This window comes from Pseudomonas sp. PS01297 (assembly GCF_029959305.1).
Taxonomy (GTDB): domain Bacteria; phylum Pseudomonadota; class Gammaproteobacteria; order Pseudomonadales; family Pseudomonadaceae; genus Aquipseudomonas; species Aquipseudomonas helleri.
The window spans coordinates 1-19,142 of sequence record NZ_JASCPQ010000100.1; the positions used below are offsets into that span (position 1 = coordinate 1).

The 19,142-nt window shown below is 60.7% G+C and carries 17 protein-coding genes; 16 read left to right on the forward strand and 1 reads right to left on the reverse strand.

Annotation, left to right across the window (positions count from 1 at the left end; all coding sequences use genetic code 11):
- The first annotated feature begins 181 nt into the window (after positions 1-181).
- From QMX84_RS22310 to QMX84_RS22325, 4 genes are all read left to right on the forward strand, one after another.
- The gene (locus QMX84_RS22310) at positions 182-574 is read left to right on the forward strand and encodes a VOC family protein (protein WP_123751484.1); all 393 of its coding nucleotides are present in this window, start codon (positions 182-184) and stop codon (positions 572-574) included.
- 129 nt (positions 575-703) lie between these two features.
- Positions 704-1,261, forward strand: a complete 558-nt coding sequence (locus tag QMX84_RS22315) for a twin-arginine translocation signal domain-containing protein (RefSeq protein ID WP_282364806.1) — start codon at positions 704-706, stop codon at positions 1,259-1,261.
- A 12-nt stretch (positions 1,262-1,273) separates the two neighbouring features.
- A complete protein-coding gene (locus QMX84_RS22320; protein WP_282364807.1) occupies positions 1,274-2,839 on the forward strand; it encodes a GMC family oxidoreductase in 1,566 nt (521 codons plus the stop codon).
- A gap of 130 nt (positions 2,840-2,969) precedes the next feature.
- A complete protein-coding gene (locus QMX84_RS22325; protein WP_282364808.1) occupies positions 2,970-3,758 on the forward strand; it encodes an ABC transporter ATP-binding protein in 789 nt (262 codons plus the stop codon).
- Between the two features lie 3 nt (positions 3,759-3,761).
- Here QMX84_RS22325 and QMX84_RS22330 read toward each other — a convergent pair whose 3' ends face one another.
- Positions 3,762-4,547, reverse strand: a complete 786-nt coding sequence (locus QMX84_RS22330) for an IclR family transcriptional regulator (protein WP_088500249.1) — start codon at positions 4,545-4,547, stop codon at positions 3,762-3,764.
- 257 nt (positions 4,548-4,804) lie between these two features.
- On the opposite strand from QMX84_RS22330, the gene QMX84_RS22335 reads away from it, so the two are divergent.
- From QMX84_RS22335 to QMX84_RS22390, 12 genes are all read left to right on the forward strand, one after another.
- Positions 4,805-6,895 carry a TonB-dependent receptor gene (locus tag QMX84_RS22335; RefSeq protein ID WP_282364809.1) on the forward strand — a complete coding sequence of 697 codons (2,091 nt, stop codon included), beginning with the start codon at positions 4,805-4,807 and terminating at the stop codon, positions 6,893-6,895.
- A gap of 67 nt (positions 6,896-6,962) precedes the next feature.
- A complete protein-coding gene (locus QMX84_RS22340) occupies positions 6,963-8,282 on the forward strand; it encodes an NtaA/DmoA family FMN-dependent monooxygenase (protein ID WP_282364810.1) in 1,320 nt (439 codons plus the stop codon).
- The gene (fepB, locus tag QMX84_RS22345; RefSeq protein ID WP_282364811.1) at positions 8,275-9,171 is read left to right on the forward strand and encodes a Fe2+-enterobactin ABC transporter substrate-binding protein; all 897 of its coding nucleotides are present in this window, start codon (positions 8,275-8,277) and stop codon (positions 9,169-9,171) included. The genes QMX84_RS22340 and fepB overlap by 8 nt, the downstream gene beginning before the upstream one ends.
- A 96-nt stretch (positions 9,172-9,267) precedes the next feature.
- On the forward strand, positions 9,268-10,215 hold the full coding sequence (locus tag QMX84_RS22350) for an iron ABC transporter permease (RefSeq protein ID WP_282364815.1): 948 nt from the start codon (positions 9,268-9,270) through the stop codon (positions 10,213-10,215).
- The gene (locus tag QMX84_RS22355) at positions 10,212-11,255 is read left to right on the forward strand and encodes an iron chelate uptake ABC transporter family permease subunit (protein ID WP_282364812.1); all 1,044 of its coding nucleotides are present in this window, start codon (positions 10,212-10,214) and stop codon (positions 11,253-11,255) included. Before QMX84_RS22350 ends, QMX84_RS22355 begins: the two co-directional genes overlap by 4 nt.
- A 279-nt stretch (positions 11,256-11,534) precedes the next feature.
- A complete protein-coding gene (locus QMX84_RS22360; protein WP_262123636.1) occupies positions 11,535-12,389 on the forward strand; it encodes a MurR/RpiR family transcriptional regulator in 855 nt (284 codons plus the stop codon).
- Between the two features lie 37 nt (positions 12,390-12,426).
- On the forward strand, positions 12,427-12,978 hold the full coding sequence (gene ddpX, locus QMX84_RS22365) for a D-alanyl-D-alanine dipeptidase (RefSeq protein ID WP_282364813.1): 552 nt from the start codon (positions 12,427-12,429) through the stop codon (positions 12,976-12,978).
- A gap of 172 nt (positions 12,979-13,150) precedes the next feature.
- On the forward strand, positions 13,151-14,731 hold the full coding sequence (locus tag QMX84_RS22370; protein ID WP_088500382.1) for an ABC transporter substrate-binding protein: 1,581 nt from the start codon (positions 13,151-13,153) through the stop codon (positions 14,729-14,731).
- A 76-nt stretch (positions 14,732-14,807) separates the two neighbouring features.
- Positions 14,808-15,824, forward strand: a complete 1,017-nt coding sequence (locus QMX84_RS22375; RefSeq protein ID WP_153333999.1) for an ABC transporter permease — start codon at positions 14,808-14,810, stop codon at positions 15,822-15,824.
- 1 nt (position 15,825) lies between these two features.
- Positions 15,826-16,710 carry a D,D-dipeptide ABC transporter permease gene (gene ddpC / locus QMX84_RS22380; protein ID WP_048386942.1) on the forward strand — a complete coding sequence of 295 codons (885 nt, stop codon included), beginning with the start codon at positions 15,826-15,828 and terminating at the stop codon, positions 16,708-16,710.
- A gap of 2 nt (positions 16,711-16,712) precedes the next feature.
- Complete coding sequence (locus tag QMX84_RS22385) at positions 16,713-17,702, forward strand: ABC transporter ATP-binding protein (RefSeq protein ID WP_282364814.1); 990 nt, start codon at positions 16,713-16,715, stop codon at positions 17,700-17,702.
- Complete coding sequence (locus QMX84_RS22390) at positions 17,702-18,661, forward strand: ABC transporter ATP-binding protein (protein ID WP_262123639.1); 960 nt, start codon at positions 17,702-17,704, stop codon at positions 18,659-18,661. The genes QMX84_RS22385 and QMX84_RS22390 overlap by 1 nt, the downstream gene beginning before the upstream one ends.
- Positions 18,662-19,142 lie beyond the last annotated feature (481 nt).

Below are 19,142 nucleotides of genomic sequence, written 5' to 3' on the forward strand. Positions count from 1 at the left end.
CTGCTCGGCAGCGACTACGCATCTGTAGTCGCTGCCGAGCAGCGCGAGGCTGCGATCTTTAAATCGATCGCAACATGCCAAAACGTAGTACCCCTCTATTACCTGCCCCGCTGCAATTGGTCTCATGATCCATTGGAATGTGCTTATAACAAGAACCAGAATTCCAAGGCAGGATGAGGCAATGGCAAAGTTTATTCATTCCATGATCCGCGTAGGCGATCTCGAAAAATCCATGCATTTCTATCAGCAGGCGTTTGGGCTTATAGAGTCGCATCGCCTGGAGTTTGACGACTTCTCACTGGTCTATCTGCGCGACATCGAGAGCGGCGCAGAAATAGAACTCACCTGGAACAAGGGCCAGACCGAGTACACCCACGGCACGGGCTACGGGCACGCCGCCTTCGTGGTCGATGATCTCGATCAGCAGTTCAAGCGCCTCAGCGACTTGCAGTGGTCGCCCGCCCCCATCAAAGAATTTAAAAGAGACGGCGAACTGCTCGCGCGGTTCTTTTTTATCCAGGACCCCGATGGCTACAAGATCGAGGTGCTGCAACGTGGAGGTCACTATCAATAGAAATACCTGATTGCTTTAAACCGGCGTCCGGCTGGACGGGCTTACCGCTGTCACCCGCTCCCGCCAACCCGCGACCTGTGATTTGCCTGTGACACTGTTACTCCTATAAAAATAACAAGGAGACATTTCATGCAAGACCTAAAGGTCAATCGTCGTCGCTTCCTGCAAGGAAGTGGCGGGCTGCTGTTAGGCACCCTCGTGTTCAGCTCCGGCCCCATTGCGCTGCTGGCTCCCAGCCAGTCCTGGGCCATGCAAATGAACACACTCCCCAGTCATGCAGCATCGCAATTGTTGCTTGTGGTGCGTCGTATTTATCCCCATGACCGTATGGAAGACGCTGTCTACGCCTTTGCTGTGAAGGCGCTGGATGAGCGCGCATCGGCCGACCCTTCGATTCTGCCGCAGCTGGAAAAAGGCCTCGCTGAGCTGGACACGCTGGCGGGCGGCAAGTGGGCGAGCCTGGATGAACACCAGCAAGTGGCCCTGCTCGAAAAAATCCAGAACAGCGAGTTTTTCAAGTTGGTGCGCGGCACGTCGGTCAACTCGCTGTACAGCAATGAACTGGCCTACGAGCACTTCGGCTACGAAGGCGCCTCCTTCCCTAAAGGCGGCTACCTGATGCGCGGCTTCAATGACCTGAAGTGGCTACCTGCCGCGCCAGCCGATGCCAGTCCCAGTGCGTTTTGAGGAGCAGCGAACATGACGACTTACAGTTTTGACGACGATTCGGTAGTGATCATCATCGGCTCCGGCGCAGGCGGCGGCACGCTGGCCAACGAGTTGTGCCAAAAGGGCATCCCGGTGGTGTTGCTGGAGGCCGGTGCACGGCAATCCCCGGCAACGTTTATCAACGATGAATGGCCTTCGTTTGCGCAATTGTCCTGGGGCGACACCCGCACCACCTCGGGCTCCTGGCAGATCGCCAAAGACTTCCCCAACCTGCCCGCCTGGATCTGCAAAACCGTGGGCGGCACCACCACCCACTGGGCCGGTGCCAGTATTCGCCTGCAAGAACACGAATTTCGCGCACGCCAGATGTACGGCGATGTCAAAGACGCCAACGTCCTGGACTGGCCCTTGACCCTGGCCGAACTGGAGCCCTATTACGAACGCGCCGAAAACAAAATGGGCGTGACCCGCACCCACGACATCCCCGGCTTACCGGGCAACAACAATTTCCAGGTGATGTACAACGGCGCCAAAAAGCTCGGCTACAAAGAGTGCTCAACCGGGCACATGGCAATCAACAGCCGTGGCCGTGACGGGCGAGCACAATGCATGCAGCTGGGGTTCTGTTTCCAGGGCTGCAAGATGGGCGCGAAGTGGTCCACGCTGTATACCGAAATCCCCGCAGCCGAAGCCACCGGCAAACTCGACTTGCGCACCCAGGCCCATGCCGTGCGGATCGAACATGACGCCAAGGGCCGCGCCAATGCCGTGGTCTATGCCGACGCCCAAGGCCAGTTGCACCGGCAAAAAGGCCGTGTCGTGGCGATTGCCGGCAATGCGATTGAAACCCCGCGGTTGCTGCTCAACTCGTCCAGCGCGATGTTCCCTCACGGTTTGGGCAATGGCTCGGGGATGGTCGGCAAGCACTACATGCGCCACACCACAGGTTCAGTGTTCGCCGAGTTCAACGACCCGGTGCACTTCTATCGGGGCACGATCATGGCGGGGCTGATCAGTGACGAGTCGCGCTTCAACCCGGATCGCGGGTTTGTCGGCGGCTATGAAATGGAGACCATTTCCCTCGGCCCATCGTTTATGGCGGCGTTTTTTAATCCGGGCGCCTGGGGCCGGGATTTCACCCGTGTGATGGACAACTACACGCATCTGGCGGGCATGTGGCTGGTGGGTGAAGACATGCCCCGCGAGACCAACCGCATCACCTTGAGTGACACCAAGGACCACTTGGGCATCCCCGTGGCCAACGTGCATTACGACGATCACCCCAATGACCTGGCCATGCGCGAGCACGCCTTCAAACAAGGCAGCGCGGTGTACGAAGCGGTGGGCGCGCTGAAAACCCACCGCGTGCCGCCCTACCCTTCAACCCACAACCTGGGCACTTGCCGCATGAGCCTGAAAGAGGCTGACGGGGTGTGCAACAAACACGGCCAGAGCCACGAGGTGCCTAACCTGTTTATCTCGGACGGAAGCCAGTTCACCACCAGCGCGGCCGAAAACCCCACGCTGACGATTGTCAGCCTGGCCATCCGGCAAGCGGATTACATTGCCGAGGCCCTTAAAACCAAGGCCGCGTAACGTTCACATCAAAAGATCGCGGGCCTCGCGATCTTTTGATCTTGATATCGCCCCGCACTTTCCGTATTGCGGAACAAATTCCGCATCTGTGATACTGGCCGCCCTTCTGACTGGCCAGGAACTCTTCTCCATGACCCATCGCTTGCGTGCCGATGCCGTGACTCTGCGTTACGAGCAACGGACGATTTCGACCGATCTTTCGGTCAGCATTATCGATGGCTCGTTCACCGTGATCGTCGGCCCCAACGCCTGTGGCAAGTCGACCTTGTTGCGCGCCTTGTCCCGCTTGCTGACCCCGGCCAGCGGCCAGGTGTTGCTTGATCAGCAGGTCATCACGCTGTTGCCGGCCAAAGAAGTTGCCCGCACCCTCGGTTTATTGCCGCAAACGGCGGTGGCCCCCGATGGCATCACCGTGGCCGATCTGGTCGCCCGGGGGCGTTATCCGCATCAGTCTTTTTTGCGCCAGTGGTCGCAGGCCGATGAGCAGGCCGTCAGCGCGGCGATGGCGGCTGCGCAGGTCACGGAACTGGCCGGCCGCTTGCTGGACGAACTGTCCGGCGGCCAGCGCCAGCGTGTGTGGATTGCCATGGTGCTGGCCCAGGAAACACCGATCCTGCTGCTGGATGAACCCACCACGTTTCTTGATATTGCCCACCAGATAGAGCTGCTCGAACTGCTCGCCCGCCTCAACCGCGAGGGCCGCACGATTGTCGCCGTGTTGCACGATCTAAATCAGGCTTGCCGCTACGCCTCACACATCATTGCGATGAAGGACGGTGCGATTGTCGACCAGGGCGCCCCGGGCGAAATATTCACCGAGGCGCTGGTCGAGCAGGTGTTCGGTCTGGCATCGGTGATCATTCCTGACCCGGTCACCGGCACCCCGCTGGTGGTGCCCAAGGCCCGGGCCATCGACTAAGGTTTACTCGCCACCCTGCCAGGGCAAACCGCCGGTGGACTGATTGACCCGATTGGCCGCATGGAACAGCGCACGGCGATCTTCGGGCGATTTCAACTGGCCCAGATCGGCCACGGTGGTCATCACACATACCAGCTCGCCCTGGGCGTCAAACACCGGGGCCGCCTGCCCGGTCACGTTCGACAGCAGGTGGCTGGTGAGCTCGGACCAGCAAGCACTGCGCACATCTTCAAGCACCGCTTTGGTTGGCGGCGTACCGCGAAAATGCGCGGGCTGTTGCTTGCGCGCTGCATCAATCGTGGTCTTCGGCAAAAACGCCTGAAACACCAGCCCGCAGGCGGTGTTGTCCAGCGGCAGGATATCGCCCAAGGCCAAAGGGCTGATGGAGAAGTAGGCACTGCGATACCAGCGCACCAGCGTCGGCCCGCGGTCGGTCCAGATCGCCACCCCGCCACTGGCGGCATGCTGGTAGGCCAGGGCTTTCATTTGCGCGGCGGCGATTTCTACCGCATCCACACGTTTGAGGGCGCCAATGCCAATGCTCAGCGCCGCCGGGCCGAGGTCATACAGGCCGGTGGCCGGGTCCTGTTTGGCCAGGCCTTCCTTGACCAGGCTTTGCAGGTAGCGATGGGTCGTGGAACCGCCGGTACTGGTGCGCCGGGCGACTTCACCCAAGGCCAGTTCGCGCTCAGCGCTGGCCAGCACATTCAAAAACCGTGCAGCAATGGCCACCGACTGAATCGTGCCCGAGCGCTTTTCGTTCGGGGTCTCGGGGGCCTCGTCGTCCACGCTGGCCTTCAACTTCTTCAAATAACCTCTCCTCGCCACTGTCTCGCAGCAGTCTCTCAATAGGCATCCATCGACGACGCGATGACGCAACGGCGATGCGCATGATACCGACTTTAGCGTCCCTTACCGCGGACAAAAAAAGCAGCGTAGTTCACACCGACAAATACCGCATAGAGGAATGAATTCTTTATTGAGGAACGTAATGGCTACATGCTAGGATCGCCATTAACGAGGATCATTCTCATTTGGAGCATCTCTTGAAGGCCTATCCATCCCGCAAGCTGAGCCGTGGTTTCAGCGTTTTAACCTTGTCTACCCTGCTCGGCGCGTCTTGTGCGCTGGCAGAAGAGAGCGTGGTCAGCGAGAAGAAAACATCGCTGGTGTTCGAGCCGATTACCGTCACCGGCGAGAAACTTGAGCGTGAGTTAAAGAACACCGCCTCCTCGGTCACGGTCATCAGCGGTCGCGAAATCGATCAGCAAAAAACCGGTGACTCGACGGTTCACGAAGTGCTCCAGGGCGTCCCCAACGTGATCTACACCGACACCGTGGGCGCTCCGGTCATTCGCGGGATGGACAGCCAGGGGCCGAACAACGGGCAGAACGTGTTCTGGGGCGGCACCGTGCCCCGCGCGACGATCAACCTCGACGGCCATTACCTGAATTACAACGAGATGTTCTTTGGCGCGACGTCGGTCTGGGATCTGGACAGCATCGAAGTGTTCCGCGGGCCGCAAACCACCTCGCAAGGGGCCAACGCGATTGCCGGGGCGATCATCGTCAACACCAAAAACCCGACCTTCACACCCGAAGCGCTATACCAGGCCGAAATCGGCAACTACAACCACAAACGCACCTCGATTGCCCTCTCCGGCCCGTTGATGGGCGAAGACCTGGCGGGACGTCTGGCGGTGGATTACTCGGCCCGCGACACGTTTATTGACTACACCAGCCCCAACTTCCAGAAGGGCAAGACCGATCAGGACTTCAGCGCGCTGAACGCCCGCGCCAAATTGCTCTGGCTACCCAGTTCGATAACAGGACTTGAAGCCAAGCTGACACTGGTCCACAACGACAGCAACCGCCCCAGCCAGGAAGCGGCCTCCGAGCCTTTCCACAAGCTCGACCACACCACCACGACCATGCCGTCGTGGGAGCAGACCACCAATACCGGGATCCTCGATGTCAGCTATGACTTCGACAACGGCCTCAAACTGTTCAACCAGGCGCAGTACTCGCACTCCAGCGTCAAACGCTACACCGGCATCCGCGGCCAGGGCGACGCCGACGTCAAGCAGAACAACCTGTCCAACGAAACGCGCCTGACCTTTGGTGACCAGCACAGCGAATTCAGCGGCGTCGGCGGCGTATATGTGGCCCGCACCAAATCCGATGAATCCCTGCTGCTGTCGGGGCTGTCGAGCTTTGATGACACCAAGGAAAACTACGGCGTCTTCGGTGAATTGAATTACCGCCTGAACGACCGCTGGACTCTCAGCAGCGGCCTGCGTTATCAGGAAGACCGTATTGACCGCCAGGGCACCTCGGTGCTCGCCCCCGGCCCGCTGGACTACCAGAAAACCTTCTCGGCGTTTCTGCCCAAAGTGTCGCTGGCCTTTGCCGCCACCCCGGACTGGACCGTCGGCGCGATGGTCAGCCGTGGCTACAACCCGGGCGGTATGTCGCTTAACCTGAGCACCCGCCAGTGGCAGGACTTCAAGGAAGAATCGGTGTGGAACTATGAACTGTTCACCCGCGCCAACCTGCTCGATGACCGGCTGATCCTCAGCGCCAACCTGTTCTACATGGACTTCAAGGACGCGCAGTACAACATCCCGGTGGTGATCTCGCCCGGCGTCGCCCAGTCGTACACCATCAATGCCGAAAAAGCCCATGGCTACGGGCTTGAGCTGGGCGCGGACTACCAAGTGCTGGACACCCTCAAACTGCGCGGCAGCGTCGGCACCTTGCGCACCCGCATCGACAAGATCTCCAGCAACGAATCGTATGAGGCCAATGAATTTGCCCGCTCACCCGGTTACAGCCTGAGCTTTGGCCCGAGCTGGGACATCACCGATAAAGCCAACCTGTCGGTGCAAGTGCGGCACTTCGACGGCTACTACTCCGACACCGCCAACACCAAGAGCCTGAGCATCGACTCGTACACCCTGACCGATGCGCGCATGAGTTATCGCTTCAGTGAAGCGGTCGAGTTGTATGGCTACGTGAAGAACGTCTTCGACGACCGCTCCGCCATTTACATGCAGCAAAACCGTGGCATCGGCGGCCTTGAAGCGAGCATGACCACACCCCGGATGTTCGGCATCGGGGTCAAGGGCGCGTTCTGATCCCCCGCCCCTCTGTAGGAGCGAGCTTGTCTCGCGATCTTTTTGTTTAGGTCACAAAGGTTTGATCATGAGTCGCAAAAAACACCTGCACATCGGTCTGTCCCTGGCGCCCACCTGGTTGAGCGGCGACGGCTGGAGGCGCGAAAACAGCAACATCGAAGGGATTTTCACCGCTGATTACGCCATTGACCTGGCCCGCCGCGCCGAAGCCGCACACCTGGACTTTGTGTTCCGCCCGGACGTCAGCAGCATGCCCACCGAAATGCTTGCCAGCGGCTCCGGCTTTGCCAGCCTCGACCCCACCGTGCTACTGGCGGCCGTCGCCCGGGAAACCACGCATATCGGCCTGGTCTCCACCGTCTCGACCACCTTTTTTCCACCGTACGTGGTTGCCCGCCAGTTGCAATCGCTGAACTGGGTGAGCCGTGGCCGCGCGGGCTGGAACATCGTCACCGCCCTGCAAGGCCACGAAAATTTTGGCCTGGAACACATGCCCAGCGCCGAAGAGCGCTATGAGCGCGCCGCCGAATTTACCCAGGTGGTGCAGGCGCTGTGGGCCAGCTTCCCCAGTGAAGCCTTGCAGATTGACCGCGCCAGCGGCCGTTATGCGGACGTGGCCCAGGTCAATCCGATCAACCATGACGGCAAGCACCTCAAGGTCAAAGGCCCGCTCAATTTGCCCGCCTTCCCCGACACCCGCATCCCGCTGATTCAAGCCGGCGCGTCAGACTCCGGGCGCGATTTTGCGGCCTCGGTGGCCGACCTGGTGTTCGCCCCGACGCCCGATATAGAGGCCGCCCAAGACCTGCGCCGCGACCTGTCTGAACGGGCCCTGCGCCACGGTCGCAATCCGGCGGATATTCGTTTGTTGCCCGGCCTCAGCCTGTACCTGGCCGCCACCCGCGAAGAAGCCCGCGCCCTGTTTATGCAAACCCATGCACGCCTAGACCGCACGCGCAAACTGGCCTCAATCAAAGACATGATCGGCCTCGACCTGAGCAACTGGGCAGCCGATCGCCTGGTGACCAGGGCAGACCTGCCTGAAGTACCGCCCAGTGCCGGGAGCCGTACCCATAACAGCCTGCTGCGACGCCTGATCGAACGCGAATCACTGACCATTGACCAACTGCTGCTGCGCCCGGAAGTGATCTCGGCGGCGCACTGGCAAGTGGTGGGCACCGTCGATGATGCCGTGGAGCAGATCCTTGAATGGGCCGACTCGGGTGCCATCGACGGCTTTATCGCGGCGCCGGGAGGGGCTGTCGAGTCAGTGCATTTATTTCTGCAGCAGGTGATGCCGCGTCTGGTACAAGCCGGGCATTTCCGCGAGCAATACAGCGGCTCGACCTTTGCCCATCACCTCAACGAGCCATGCACCGATGATTAAACTGCGCGCCCTGCCCTTGTTGTCGCTGGCGGCCTTGCTGCTGGCCAGTGTCGCCCACGCCGCCGACACACCCCGGCGCATCGTTTCGACCACCCCCAGCGTGACCGGCATCTTGCTGGCCATGAACGCGCCCTTGATCGCCACCGCCGCGACCACCCCCAGCCGATTGTCTGACGCCAAGGGCTTTTTCACGCAATGGGCTGAGGTGGCCGACCAACGCGGTGTGCAGGTGCTGTACAGCAATTTGCTGTTCGACATCGAAGCGGTGATCGGCCAGGACCCGGACCTGCTGGTGCTGTCGGCCACCGGGGCCGACAGCGTGATTCAGCATCAGGGTGAACTGCAAGCCCAGGGCATCAACACCACCGTGGTCAACTACTCGAACCAGAGCTGGCAGCAAATGGCGGTTGAGCTGGGCAAGGTGACGGGCCTGGAACAGCAGGCACAGGATGCGATCAAGCGCTTTGACGACTACACCACGCAGGTTGCCGCGACCCTGACACCGCCGGCCGAACCGGTGAGCGTGGTCGGCTATAACATTGCCGGGAGTTACTCGGTCGGCCTGCCGAGCAGCCCGCAGGCGCGCCTGTTGTCGGCGCTGGGTTTCAAGGTCGCGAGCTTGCCCGAGGCGCTGGACGCGCAAGTGCGACGCAGCTCGGACGTGGGCTTTATTTCCCGTGAAAACCTGTCCAGGGCGATTGTCGGTGACAGCGTGTTTTTACTCGGCGGCAATGACGCCGACGTGCAAGCGTTTCTCGCGGATCCAGTGCTGGCCAACCTGCCTGCGGTGATCAATAAACGGATCTACCCGCTGGGAGTCAGCTCGTTTCGCATCGACTACTACTCGGGGCGGCAAATGATCGACACCGTGGCACGGAGTTTTCACTGAGTGAGGCCATTGTCTTTGCAATACACCGCACGCGGTGATGCCCGCCAACGCAAGCGTTATCGGGGGCTGATCGGCGGCGTTGCGCTGCTGTTGTTGATGAGCGTGCTGAGCCTGACGCTGGGCTCACGCTCGATTGATCTGGCGCAGGTGCTGGACGCCCTCAGGCACTACGACCGGCACAACGACTTGCACCTGATCGTGCGCGAAATGCGCGTGCCGCGCACGTTGGTGGCGATCCTCGCGGGGCTGGCCCTGGGCGTGGCCGGGGCGATCATGCAAGCCGTGACGCGCAACCCGCTGGCCGAACCAGGCCTGCTGGGGATCAACGCCGGTGCCGCGCTGGCGGTGATCATCGGCGCGGTGGCGTTCCATGTGGTCACGCCACTGGCCTATGTCTGGTTTGCCTTTATCGGCGCCGGGCTGGCCGGGATAGCGGTGTTCATCATCGGCCATGCCCACTCCAGCGGGAACAACCCGGTGCGGTTGGTACTGGCCGGGGCCGGTTTGTCGATCATGCTGACCTCGATCACCGGGATCTTCATCCTCAATGCCCCCACCGAGGTGTTCGATCAGTTCCGCCATTGGGCTTCCGGTTCACTTGAGCGCAGCGGGCTGGAGGCAGCCGCCGTCTTGGCCGTGGCGGTCAGCCTCGGCTGCGCGGTGGCCTTGCTGATTGTCAGCAACCTGAACATCTTGGCGTTGGGTAAGGACCTGGGCCTGGCACTCGGCGCCAGCCCGCGCTCGACCTGGCTGCTGGCGTGCCTGGCGGTCATGCTGCTGGCCGGGGCAGCCACAGCCGGGGCCGGGCCGATTGCCTTTGTCGGGCTGGTGGCACCGCACATCGCCCGCTTGCTGGTGGGCCCGGATTATCGCTGGATCCTGCCCTACTCCGGGCTTTACGCGGCCATTCTGTTGCTGGGCGCCGACGTGCTGGGCCGACTGGTGGTCGCCCCGTCTGAAATCGCTGCCGGGATCGTCGCCCTGTTGCTCGGCGGGCCCTTCTTTATTGCTGTGGTGCGCAAGTACCGACTGAGCCAACTATGAAAAACAGCCTGCCCGCCGTGGTTCGTTTCGCCCACTGCTCGTTTGTCTGGCGCCCACGGGCGGCATTGATCAACGCCGGTTTAATGCTCTTGGCACTGCTGCTGGCTGTGCTGTTACTGGGCATCGGCACCTTGCACCTGAGCCCTGGCGAGGTGCTCGCCAGCCTGTTCGGCGTGGGTGACAACCCGACGGCCGAGCGGATCATTCAGCGGGTGCGTTTGCCGCGTGTGCTTACCGCCGTGTTCGTCGGCGCCGCGTTGGGCATGGCCGGATCGGTGTTTCAGTCAATCTCGCGCAATGCGCTGGGCTCGCCGGACATCATCGGCTTTACCACCGGCGCAGCCAGTGGCGCCATTGTGCAAATCATCCTGTTCAATGCCGGGCCGTTGGGCACCTCGCTGGCGGCCGTACTCTCAGGCGTCTGCACAGCCGCCGTGGTGTTTGTCCTGTCGCTGAAAGGCCGCACCACCGGCGGCTATCGTCTGGTGTTGGTGGGGATTGGCGTCGGCGCCATGCTCACCGGCCTCAACACTGTCTTGCTGGTGACCGGCGACCTCGATCAGGCCATGACCGCGCAACTGTGGTTGTCGGGTTCACTGAACACCCGCACCTGGTCCCACGTGCTGCCGGCTGCAATAGGCTTTGTGCTGATCGTGCCGATTGCGATCTACCATGCGCGGCCGTTGAATATTCTGGAGATGGGTGACGACACCGCCTGCCAACTGGGCGTCCCGGTTGAGCGCTCGCGACTGGTGATGGTCATGGCCGCCGTGGGCTTGACCTCGATTGCCACGGCGGCGGCCGGGCCGATCAGCTTTATCGCCTTGGCAGCGCCACAACTGGCCAGACGCCTGACCGGCTCACCGGACATCCCGCTGGTGTCCGGCGCCATCATGGGCGCCCTGCTGTTACTCAGCGCCGACTTGGTGAGCCAGCGCTTCCCGCTGAACCTCAACCTGCCCATCGGCCTGACCACCGGGCTATTGGGCGGGTTTTACCTGCTGTGGCTACTGACCCGAAGTCGCAAGCCAATCGGCTAATCCTCCCTGTAAGAGCCCCCCTCACCCTAGCCCTCTCCCGAAGGAGAGGGAACCGATTGGGGGATGCTGACGACTGTCGGTGGCCTGTTTGCTGTGCGACGGCACGGAATCGAAGACGGGACGGCACTCTTAAAGAACGCATTCCCACGCAAAAAATTAATTCCTCTGCAATCCGCAGAAAAGCCGTTGTGTCCGCTCGAAGACTGATGTTATGTTGATAACACCAAGATTGAAAATGACACTCGTATAACACTCACCTGTCGGCGCGCGTTGATCTTTATGGAAAAAAACAATTTTTTTCAGTTGCTGGAAAACGAGTTTTCCAGCATGACGCCGACCGGCAAACGCATTGCCAGTTACTTGCTCGGCAACCCGCAACAACTCCCTTTCGAGTCCGCGGACAGCATTGCGCTGCAAGCCTCAACCACCGGGATTTCGGTCGGGCGGTTCTTGCGCTCGTTGGGTTATCAGAACCTCGACGACGTCAAACAGAGCTTGCGCGGTGAAGTGCCTGCGTCCTGGTTGATCACCGACCGGATTGCAGCCTTTCGCGCTGAAAGCAACGGCGGTGACGCGCTCGACCGTTCGATGCAGCGTGAATTCGAAGCGATCCAGTACGTCTATGAAGTGGCGCGCAGCGAAGCCTTTGCCCAGATCGTCAAACGCATCCACGAAGCCGATGCCGTGTTTATTATCGGCATCCAGTCCACCCGCGGGATTCTCACGGCCTTTCACAGCCACCTTGAGTACATCCGCCCCAAGGTTTACTACGTGGACGGCCTGTCCGGCATTTATGCCGAAACGTTGAACTCAGGCTTCGACAACCCCTACGCGATCATTGCCGACTTTCGCGCGTATTCCAGCGTGACCCAGACCTTCTGCCAGGCGGCCCTTGAAAACGCATTGCCGCTGGCCCTGATTACCGACCTGCAATGCCCGTGGGCCCGTGACTACGCGCTGGATCTGTTGCAGATCAAAACCGATGTGGGCCAATTTTGGGATTCTCCGGCGCCGCTGGCATGCCTGTTGAATCTCATGGTTTCAGCTGTTGCGCAGCAATATGGCGAGCATCTGGACGAACGTTTGGCCAAGAACCGTCAACTGCAAAAAGCCTTCGGCCAGTTTGAAGGTTAAGCGCAGTGCCCCAACCGAGTTCACCAGGAGTGAGTGTGTGAATCAGAGCGTTACCAGTCCCAGCCCGCTGATTGAGATTGATGCCCGGCAGTTTCAGGTGCAGATCAACATGATCTATGCCACTGCCGACAATCTGGCCGGCAAAGTGATCTACCCGACAACCCGTTGCCTGCTGCATCGCGATGCCGCCGCCTGCCTGCGCAAGGCCAGCGAACTGGCGCGACTGGCCGGTTACAGCCTGCTGATTTATGACGCCTACCGGCCGCCTGCTGCGCAGTTCCTGTTGTGGGAAGCCCTGCCCAACGGCGACTACGTGCGCGATCCGCACCTGGGCTCACACCACAGTCGTGGTGTCGCGGTTGACCTGACACTGGTGGACGGCGACGGCGTAGCGCTGGATATGGGCACGGGTTTCGACACCATGGAAGAACCCTCGCACCAGTTCTACCCACACTTGCCCGTGCAGGTGCAACGCAATCGCTTGCTGCTATTAGGGGTGATGCTCGGAGGCGGCTTCCAGCCGATCGCCAGTGAATGGTGGCATTACGAATTACCCAACGCCGACGACTACCCGTTGATCCACGAGTAACACCTGTTTGAGCCGTAAAGGTCGATGAAATCAAAGAGTTTCAGGGCCAACGCACTGCCCGAAAAGAACAACAAAAACGCTGTAAACATGCTTCAACTGCTACTGCCCGGTTATAGATTCCAAAAAAAAACCTGACCCACTTCCAGACATCGAATGTTGAAGGAAACCGGCAATGACCGTCATGAACCCCGTGAACCGCCACACCCCTCCCCGTGCCCGCAGATTGGCGCTGAGTTTTTTGTGTGCCGCCTTGAGCCTCGGCGCCTGGCAGGCTGCTACCGCTGCCGTGGCACAGGACACGCTGATTATCGGCAAACCCGCCGACCCGCAAACCCTCGACCCCGCCGTGACGTTTGATAACAACGACTGGACCATTACCTACCCGTCCTATCAGCGCTTGGTGGGCTACAAGACCGACGGTGACAAGAGCAGCACCGAAGTCGAGGGCGACCTGGCCGAAAGCTGGACCGTGTCCCCCGACAACCTGGTATGGGAATTCAAGCTCAAGCCGGGCAACAAGTTCGATGACGGCAGCGCCGTAGACGCCGCAGCAGTGAAATTCTCGTTCGACCGTTTGATGACCCTCAAGCAAGGGCCGTCCGGTGCATTCCCGGAAGACATGGTGGTCACTGTGGTTGACCCGCAGACCATCCGCTTCACCCTGAAAACACCTTTTGCGCCGTTCCTCTACACCCTGGCCCACAACGGCGCCTCGGTGATCAACCCGCTGGTGGCGAACAAAGGCGCAGACACCAACGCCTGGCTGTCCAGCCACACCGCAGGTTCGGGCCCTTATCGTCTGGCCAACTGGCAAAAAGGCCAGTCGCTGACCCTGGAGCCAAACCCTCACTACGCAGGCCCCGCGCCTGCGTTGAAAACCGTGGTGTTGAAAATCATCGCCGAGCCTTCGGTACGTCGCTTGCAACTGGAACGTGGCGACCTCGACATTATTGAAGACATGCCCGAAGACCAGTTGGGGGCACTGGCCAGCAAGCCAGGCATAGCAGTCAAAGAGTACCCGTCCCTGCGGGTGACCTACCTGTACCTCAACAACAAAAAAGGCCCGCTGACCAACGTTGACGCCCGCCGTGCGATCACCGAAGCGGTGGACTACAAAGGCATCGTCAGCGGCATTCTCAAGGACAAGGCCGAACTGCTGAACGGGCCGATCCCCAAAGGCATGTGGGCGTATGACAGTTCGCTGCCGAACATGAAGCAGGACATGACGGCAGCAGCCGACAGCCTGGCCAAAGTGCCGAAAAAGATCACCAACCTGAGTTACATGTACTCGGACAAGGACGCCAACTGGGAACCGATTGGCCTGACCTTGCAAGCGGCCCTGATGCCACTGGGCATTAACCTCAAGATGGAAAAAACCGCCAACGCCACCCTGCGCGAACGTGTTGGCCAGGCCGACTACGACATCGCCGTCGGCACCTGGAGCCCTGACTTCGCCGACCCGTACATGTTCATGAACTTCTGGTTCGATTCCAAAATGCAGGGCTTGCAAGGCAACCGCTCGTTCTACAGCAACCCGCAGGTCGACACGCTGATTCGTGAAGCGGCCACCACCAGCGATCAGGCCAAGCGCGTCGAGTTGTATCAGGACGCGCAAAAGCTGGCGCTCAACGACAGTGCTTACGTGTACCTCTACCAAAAGAGCTACACCTTGCCGATGCGTGATTCGGTCAAAGGCTATGTGTTCAACCCCATGCTCGAACAGGTGTTCAACCTGGGCAGCATGAGCAAGTGAACCAGCGCTTTCGTGCACGCCGCTAAAGGCGTGCACGGTTTTCTGATATCTGTCGTTTGAGTAACAGAGGTGCCTTATGGCCTTCCTGACGTTGTTGCGCAAGCGCCTGCTTGGCCTGTTGCTGGTCGTGTTCGGTGTTTCGCTGATTACTTTTGCCATTTCCCACCTGATTCCTGGCGACCCCGCCCGACTGATTGCCGGTGACCGTGCCAGCGATGAGCTGGTGGCCGGTATCCGCCATCAACTGGGGCTGGATTTACCGCTGTACCAACAATATGGCCGTTACTTGCTGGACCTGGTGCAGGGCGACCTCGGCACGTCGATCCGCACCAATCGCCCGGTGCTTGAAGACCTGCAGGCGTTCTTCCCGGCGACCCTGGAACTGGCGGTGGTCGCGTTGTTCCTGGCGATTGTGGTGGGCGTACCGCTGGGTGTGTTGTCGGCCGTCTATCACAACCGCGCTATTGACCAGATTGCACGGACCCTGGCGGTCACCGGGATTTCAACTCCGGCTTTCTGGCTGGGTCTGGGCGCCATCGTGCTGTTTTATGGCCATCTGGGCTGGCTGCCCGGTGGCGGACGTCTGTCCGAAGGGCTTGCCCCGCCAACAACGATCACCGGGTTCTACCTGATTGACGCCCTGCTGGCCGGAAACTTCAGCCTGTTTATGGACGCGCTCAAACACCTCATCCTGCCCGCCGCCACACTAGGTTTCGTGACCTTGGGGGTGATCGCCCGGCAAATTCGCTCCGCCATGCTCGACCAACTCGGCGAGGACTATATCCGCACGGCCCGCGCCTATGGCCTGTCGCGCTGGACCGTGATCCTGCGCCACGCCCTGCCTAATGCGTTGATCCCTTCGGTGACGGTGCTCGGCCTGACCTTGGGCGACCTGCTCTACGGCGCAGTGCTCACCGAGACCGTCTTCGCCTGGCCCGGCATGGGCGCCTACGTCGTCAAGTCGATCCAGTCGCTGGATTTCCCGGCGGTGATGGGTTTCGCCATTTTGGTGTCGTTTATCTATGTGTTGCTGAACATGGCCATCGATCTTCTGTATCGCGTGATCGACCCGCGTATCGGCGAGGTGAATTGAAATGTCCGTCCCTCTGACTTCCGCCGCCCCTACCCCGCGCTGGCGCGAGCAAACCGCCTACTTGATCCATCAGATCCGCCGCAGCCCGCTGACCATGGCCGGGCTGGCCATCACCCTGATGGTAGTGCTGTGCATGATCTTCGCGCCGTGGCTGGCCAGCCATGACCCTAACGCCCTGAACCTCTCGGCGCGTTTGGCCGCACCGTCTGCCGAGCACTGGTTCGGTACCGATGAAGTAGGCCGTGACCTGTTCAGCCGGGTCCTGTTCGGCAGCCGTCAATCGGTCGGCGTCGGTTTGTTCGTGGCCTTTTCCGCGTGTTTTATCGGCGGGCTGCTGGGCTGTTTTTCCGGGGTGATTGGCGGGCGTTTCGACGCCGTGACCATGCGCATGATGGACATCATGCTGTCGGTGCCGTCACTGGTGCTGATCATGGCCCTGGCGGCCGCTCTGGGCGCCAGCCTGTTCAATGCCATGTTGGCGATTACTCTGGTGCGAATTCCTTCTTATGTGCGATTGGCCCGCGGCCAGTCTTTGAGCATTCGCCAGATGGGCTACGTCAAGGCCGCCGAAACCTTCGGTGCCGAGCGCTGGCACATGGTCCACTGGCACGTTGCGCGCAACGCCATGCCACCGTTGCTGGTGCAACTGAGCCTGGACATCGGCAGCGCCATTCTCATGGCCTCGGCCCTGGGCTTTATCGGTCTGGGTGCGCAACAACCCACCGCTGAGTGGGGGGCAATGGTCGCCACCGGGCGCAATTACATTCTGGATAACTGGTGGTACTCCACCTTCCCGGGGCTGGCCATTCTGATCACGGCGACGGGCTTCAATTTGTTGGGCGATGGCGTACGCGATCTGCTCGATCCACGCCAGCAGGGGAAATAAGCATGTCGACTTGCAATCCAGTGTTGGCCATCGACAACTTGAGCCTGGAGTTCCCGGCCTACAAGAGCAGCGTCAAGGCACTCAACGGCGTGTCGTTGCACGTCAACCCCGGCGAAATTGTGGGCGTGGTCGGCGAGTCCGGGTCGGGTAAATCCGTCACCGCGATGCTCAGCATGCGCTTGCTGCCCGAGCGCAGTTACCGGATCACCTCCGGCAGCCTGAGCATGCTCGATCGCGACATGCTCAACACCCCTGAAAAAGAGCTTTTGAAGATTCGCGGCCGTGATGCGGCGATGATCTTCCAGGAGCCGATGACCGCGCTCAACCCGACGCGGCGGATCGGTCGGCAAATGCTCGACGTGATCATCCATCACCAGAAAATCAGCACACAACAGGCCCGGGCCAAGGCCATCGAGCTGCTGCGCGACATGCATATCGCCAGCCCCGAGCAGGTTCTGGACAGCTACCCGTTCGAACTGTCGGGCGGCATGCGCCAGCGGGTCATGATTGCCCTGGCGTTCTCGTGTGAGCCGCAGTTGCTGATCGCCGATGAACCCACCACCGCGCTCGACGTCACGGTGCAACGCCAGGTGCTGCTGTTACTGCAAGAAAAGGCCCGGCAAAAAGGGACTGCCATTCTGTTGATCACCCACGACATGGCCCTGGTGTCGCAGTTCTGTGACCGGGTGTACGTGATGTACACCGGCGCGGTGGTTGAGCAAGGGCTGACCGCGGATGTGATGCGCCATCCGCGCCATCCCTACACCCAAGGGTTGCTCAGCGGTCTGCCGGAAATGGTCGAGCCGGGGCAGCCCTTGATGACCATTCCCGGGCAAGTGCCGAATCTCTCGCGCCTGCCCGTCGGCTGCACGTTCGCGGAGCGCTGCCAGCATGCGTTGCCGATGTGCAGCGAGCGGCCGGTGTTGACCGCCATCAACTACGATGAACAACGTAAAAGCGCTTGCTGGCTACCGCATAAGGAGCTTTCGTGATGAACAGTGCAGTGTCTGAATCGGTGGCCGTGGTGCCTCACGAGATCCTTCAATTGACCGACGTGCGCGTGCGCTTCCCCGTCAGCAATGACTGGCTGGGACGGCCCCGCGGCTATGCCCATGCCCTCAATGGCATCGACCTTCAGGTCAGGGCCGGGGAAACCCTGGGCATCGTCGGAGAGTCCGGCTGTGGCAAAAGTACCCTGGCGCAAGTGCTGATGGGCCTGGTTGCCCCCAGCAGTGGCACGTTGAGCTGGGCCAACGGCAACAAAGGCCAGGGCAGCAGCAATGTGCAAATCGTCTTCCAGGACCCGCAATCATCACTGAACCCGAGGTTGCCGATCTGGCGCATCATCACCGAGCCGCTCTATGCGCGCGGTATGCGCTCACGCGAACAGATGCGCGACATTGCCTCGAAAGTGGCAGCCCAGGTCGGTATCCGTCCGGAATACCTGGACCGTTTTGCCCACCAGTTCTCCGGCGGCCAGCGTCAGCGGATCGCCATTGCCAGAGCCTTGTCTTCGGACCCGGACATCATCGTGCTCGACGAGCCCACCTCTGCGCTGGACATCTCGGTGCAGGCGCAGATCCTCAACCTGCTGGCCGAGTTACAACGGGCGCGCAATCTGACCTACATCCTGATTTCCCATAACGTCTCGGTGGTACGGCACATGTCTGACCGGGTGGCCGTGATGTACTTGGGGCAGATCGTCGAGCTCGGCAACGCGGCGCAAGTTCTTGACCAGCCACGCCACCCGTACACCCGCTTGCTCTTCGAAGCTGTTCCCCGCCTGGGCGTGCCATTGCGGGCCGAACAGGTGGCAGCGCCCACCGAATTGCCGGGCAACCGAAACCTTCCCCAGGGGTGTTTCTTCCGCGAACGCTGCAGCCTGAGCACCGACGGCTGCCAACAGCCGCAAGTGCTTGAGACGGGTGTCCGGTGTCATGTGCAACAGTAAATAAAGCGCTGTAGCCAGCGTGCTCGCGGTCTTAGCCCCCCTCACCACGCCTCTCCCGAAGGAGAGGGAACCGATTGGGGATGCTGAAGTTACTCGGCGGCCTGTTTGCAGCGCGACAGCGCGGCGTTATAGACGGGGCAGCCCCTCTTATCAAACACAAAATAAGTGATTGATTCTAAAGACTGTAGGAGCGAGCTTGCTCGCGAGCTGTTGATCTTGATCTGGCTTGTGATCTTGATCTAAGAAGCCCCGTTAAACCACGCTGGCCGAACACAGGTTTTGCGCAGTGGGTAACCCGGCAGGACGCCGGGTTAGCCGCGACACGGCCAGGGATGGCCGATCGCGGCGGGCCCACGGAGCAAGGCCTGTGGTGAGGGCATGCCGAGCCACAGCGAGGCACCGAGGGGTTGGGGCAAAAAGCGTTTGGCCACTTTGCGCTTTTCAAAGTGGCACGGCGTAAGGCCGGAACCCTAAGTGGCCG

Excerpts from the sequence above, each read along its gene's own strand:
- QMX84_RS22315 (WP_282364806.1), top strand. The coding sequence starts at position 704 with ATGCAAGACCTAAAGGTCAATCGTCGTCGCTTCCTGCAAGGAAGTGGC.
- QMX84_RS22385 (WP_282364814.1), top strand. The coding sequence starts at position 16,713 with ATGTCGACTTGCAATCCAGTGTTGGCCATCGACAACTTGAGCCTGGAG.
- QMX84_RS22355 (WP_282364812.1), top strand. The coding sequence starts at position 10,212 with ATGAAAAACAGCCTGCCCGCCGTGGTTCGTTTCGCCCACTGCTCGTTT.
- QMX84_RS22370 (WP_088500382.1), top strand. The coding sequence starts at position 13,151 with ATGACCGTCATGAACCCCGTGAACCGCCACACCCCTCCCCGTGCCCGC.
- QMX84_RS22320 (WP_282364807.1), top strand. The coding sequence starts at position 1,274 with ATGACGACTTACAGTTTTGACGACGATTCGGTAGTGATCATCATCGGC.
- QMX84_RS22360 (WP_262123636.1), top strand. The coding sequence starts at position 11,535 with ATGGAAAAAAACAATTTTTTTCAGTTGCTGGAAAACGAGTTTTCCAGC.
- QMX84_RS22340 (WP_282364810.1), top strand. The coding sequence starts at position 6,963 with ATGAGTCGCAAAAAACACCTGCACATCGGTCTGTCCCTGGCGCCCACC.
- QMX84_RS22375 (WP_153333999.1), top strand. The coding sequence starts at position 14,808 with ATGGCCTTCCTGACGTTGTTGCGCAAGCGCCTGCTTGGCCTGTTGCTG.
- fepB (WP_282364811.1), top strand. The coding sequence starts at position 8,275 with ATGATTAAACTGCGCGCCCTGCCCTTGTTGTCGCTGGCGGCCTTGCTG.
- QMX84_RS22310 (WP_123751484.1), top strand. The coding sequence starts at position 182 with ATGGCAAAGTTTATTCATTCCATGATCCGCGTAGGCGATCTCGAAAAA.
- QMX84_RS22325 (WP_282364808.1), top strand. The coding sequence starts at position 2,970 with ATGACCCATCGCTTGCGTGCCGATGCCGTGACTCTGCGTTACGAGCAA.
- ddpC (WP_048386942.1), top strand. The coding sequence starts at position 15,826 with ATGTCCGTCCCTCTGACTTCCGCCGCCCCTACCCCGCGCTGGCGCGAG.
- QMX84_RS22390 (WP_262123639.1), top strand. The coding sequence starts at position 17,702 with ATGAACAGTGCAGTGTCTGAATCGGTGGCCGTGGTGCCTCACGAGATC.
- QMX84_RS22350 (WP_282364815.1), top strand. The coding sequence starts at position 9,268 with ATGAGCGTGCTGAGCCTGACGCTGGGCTCACGCTCGATTGATCTGGCG.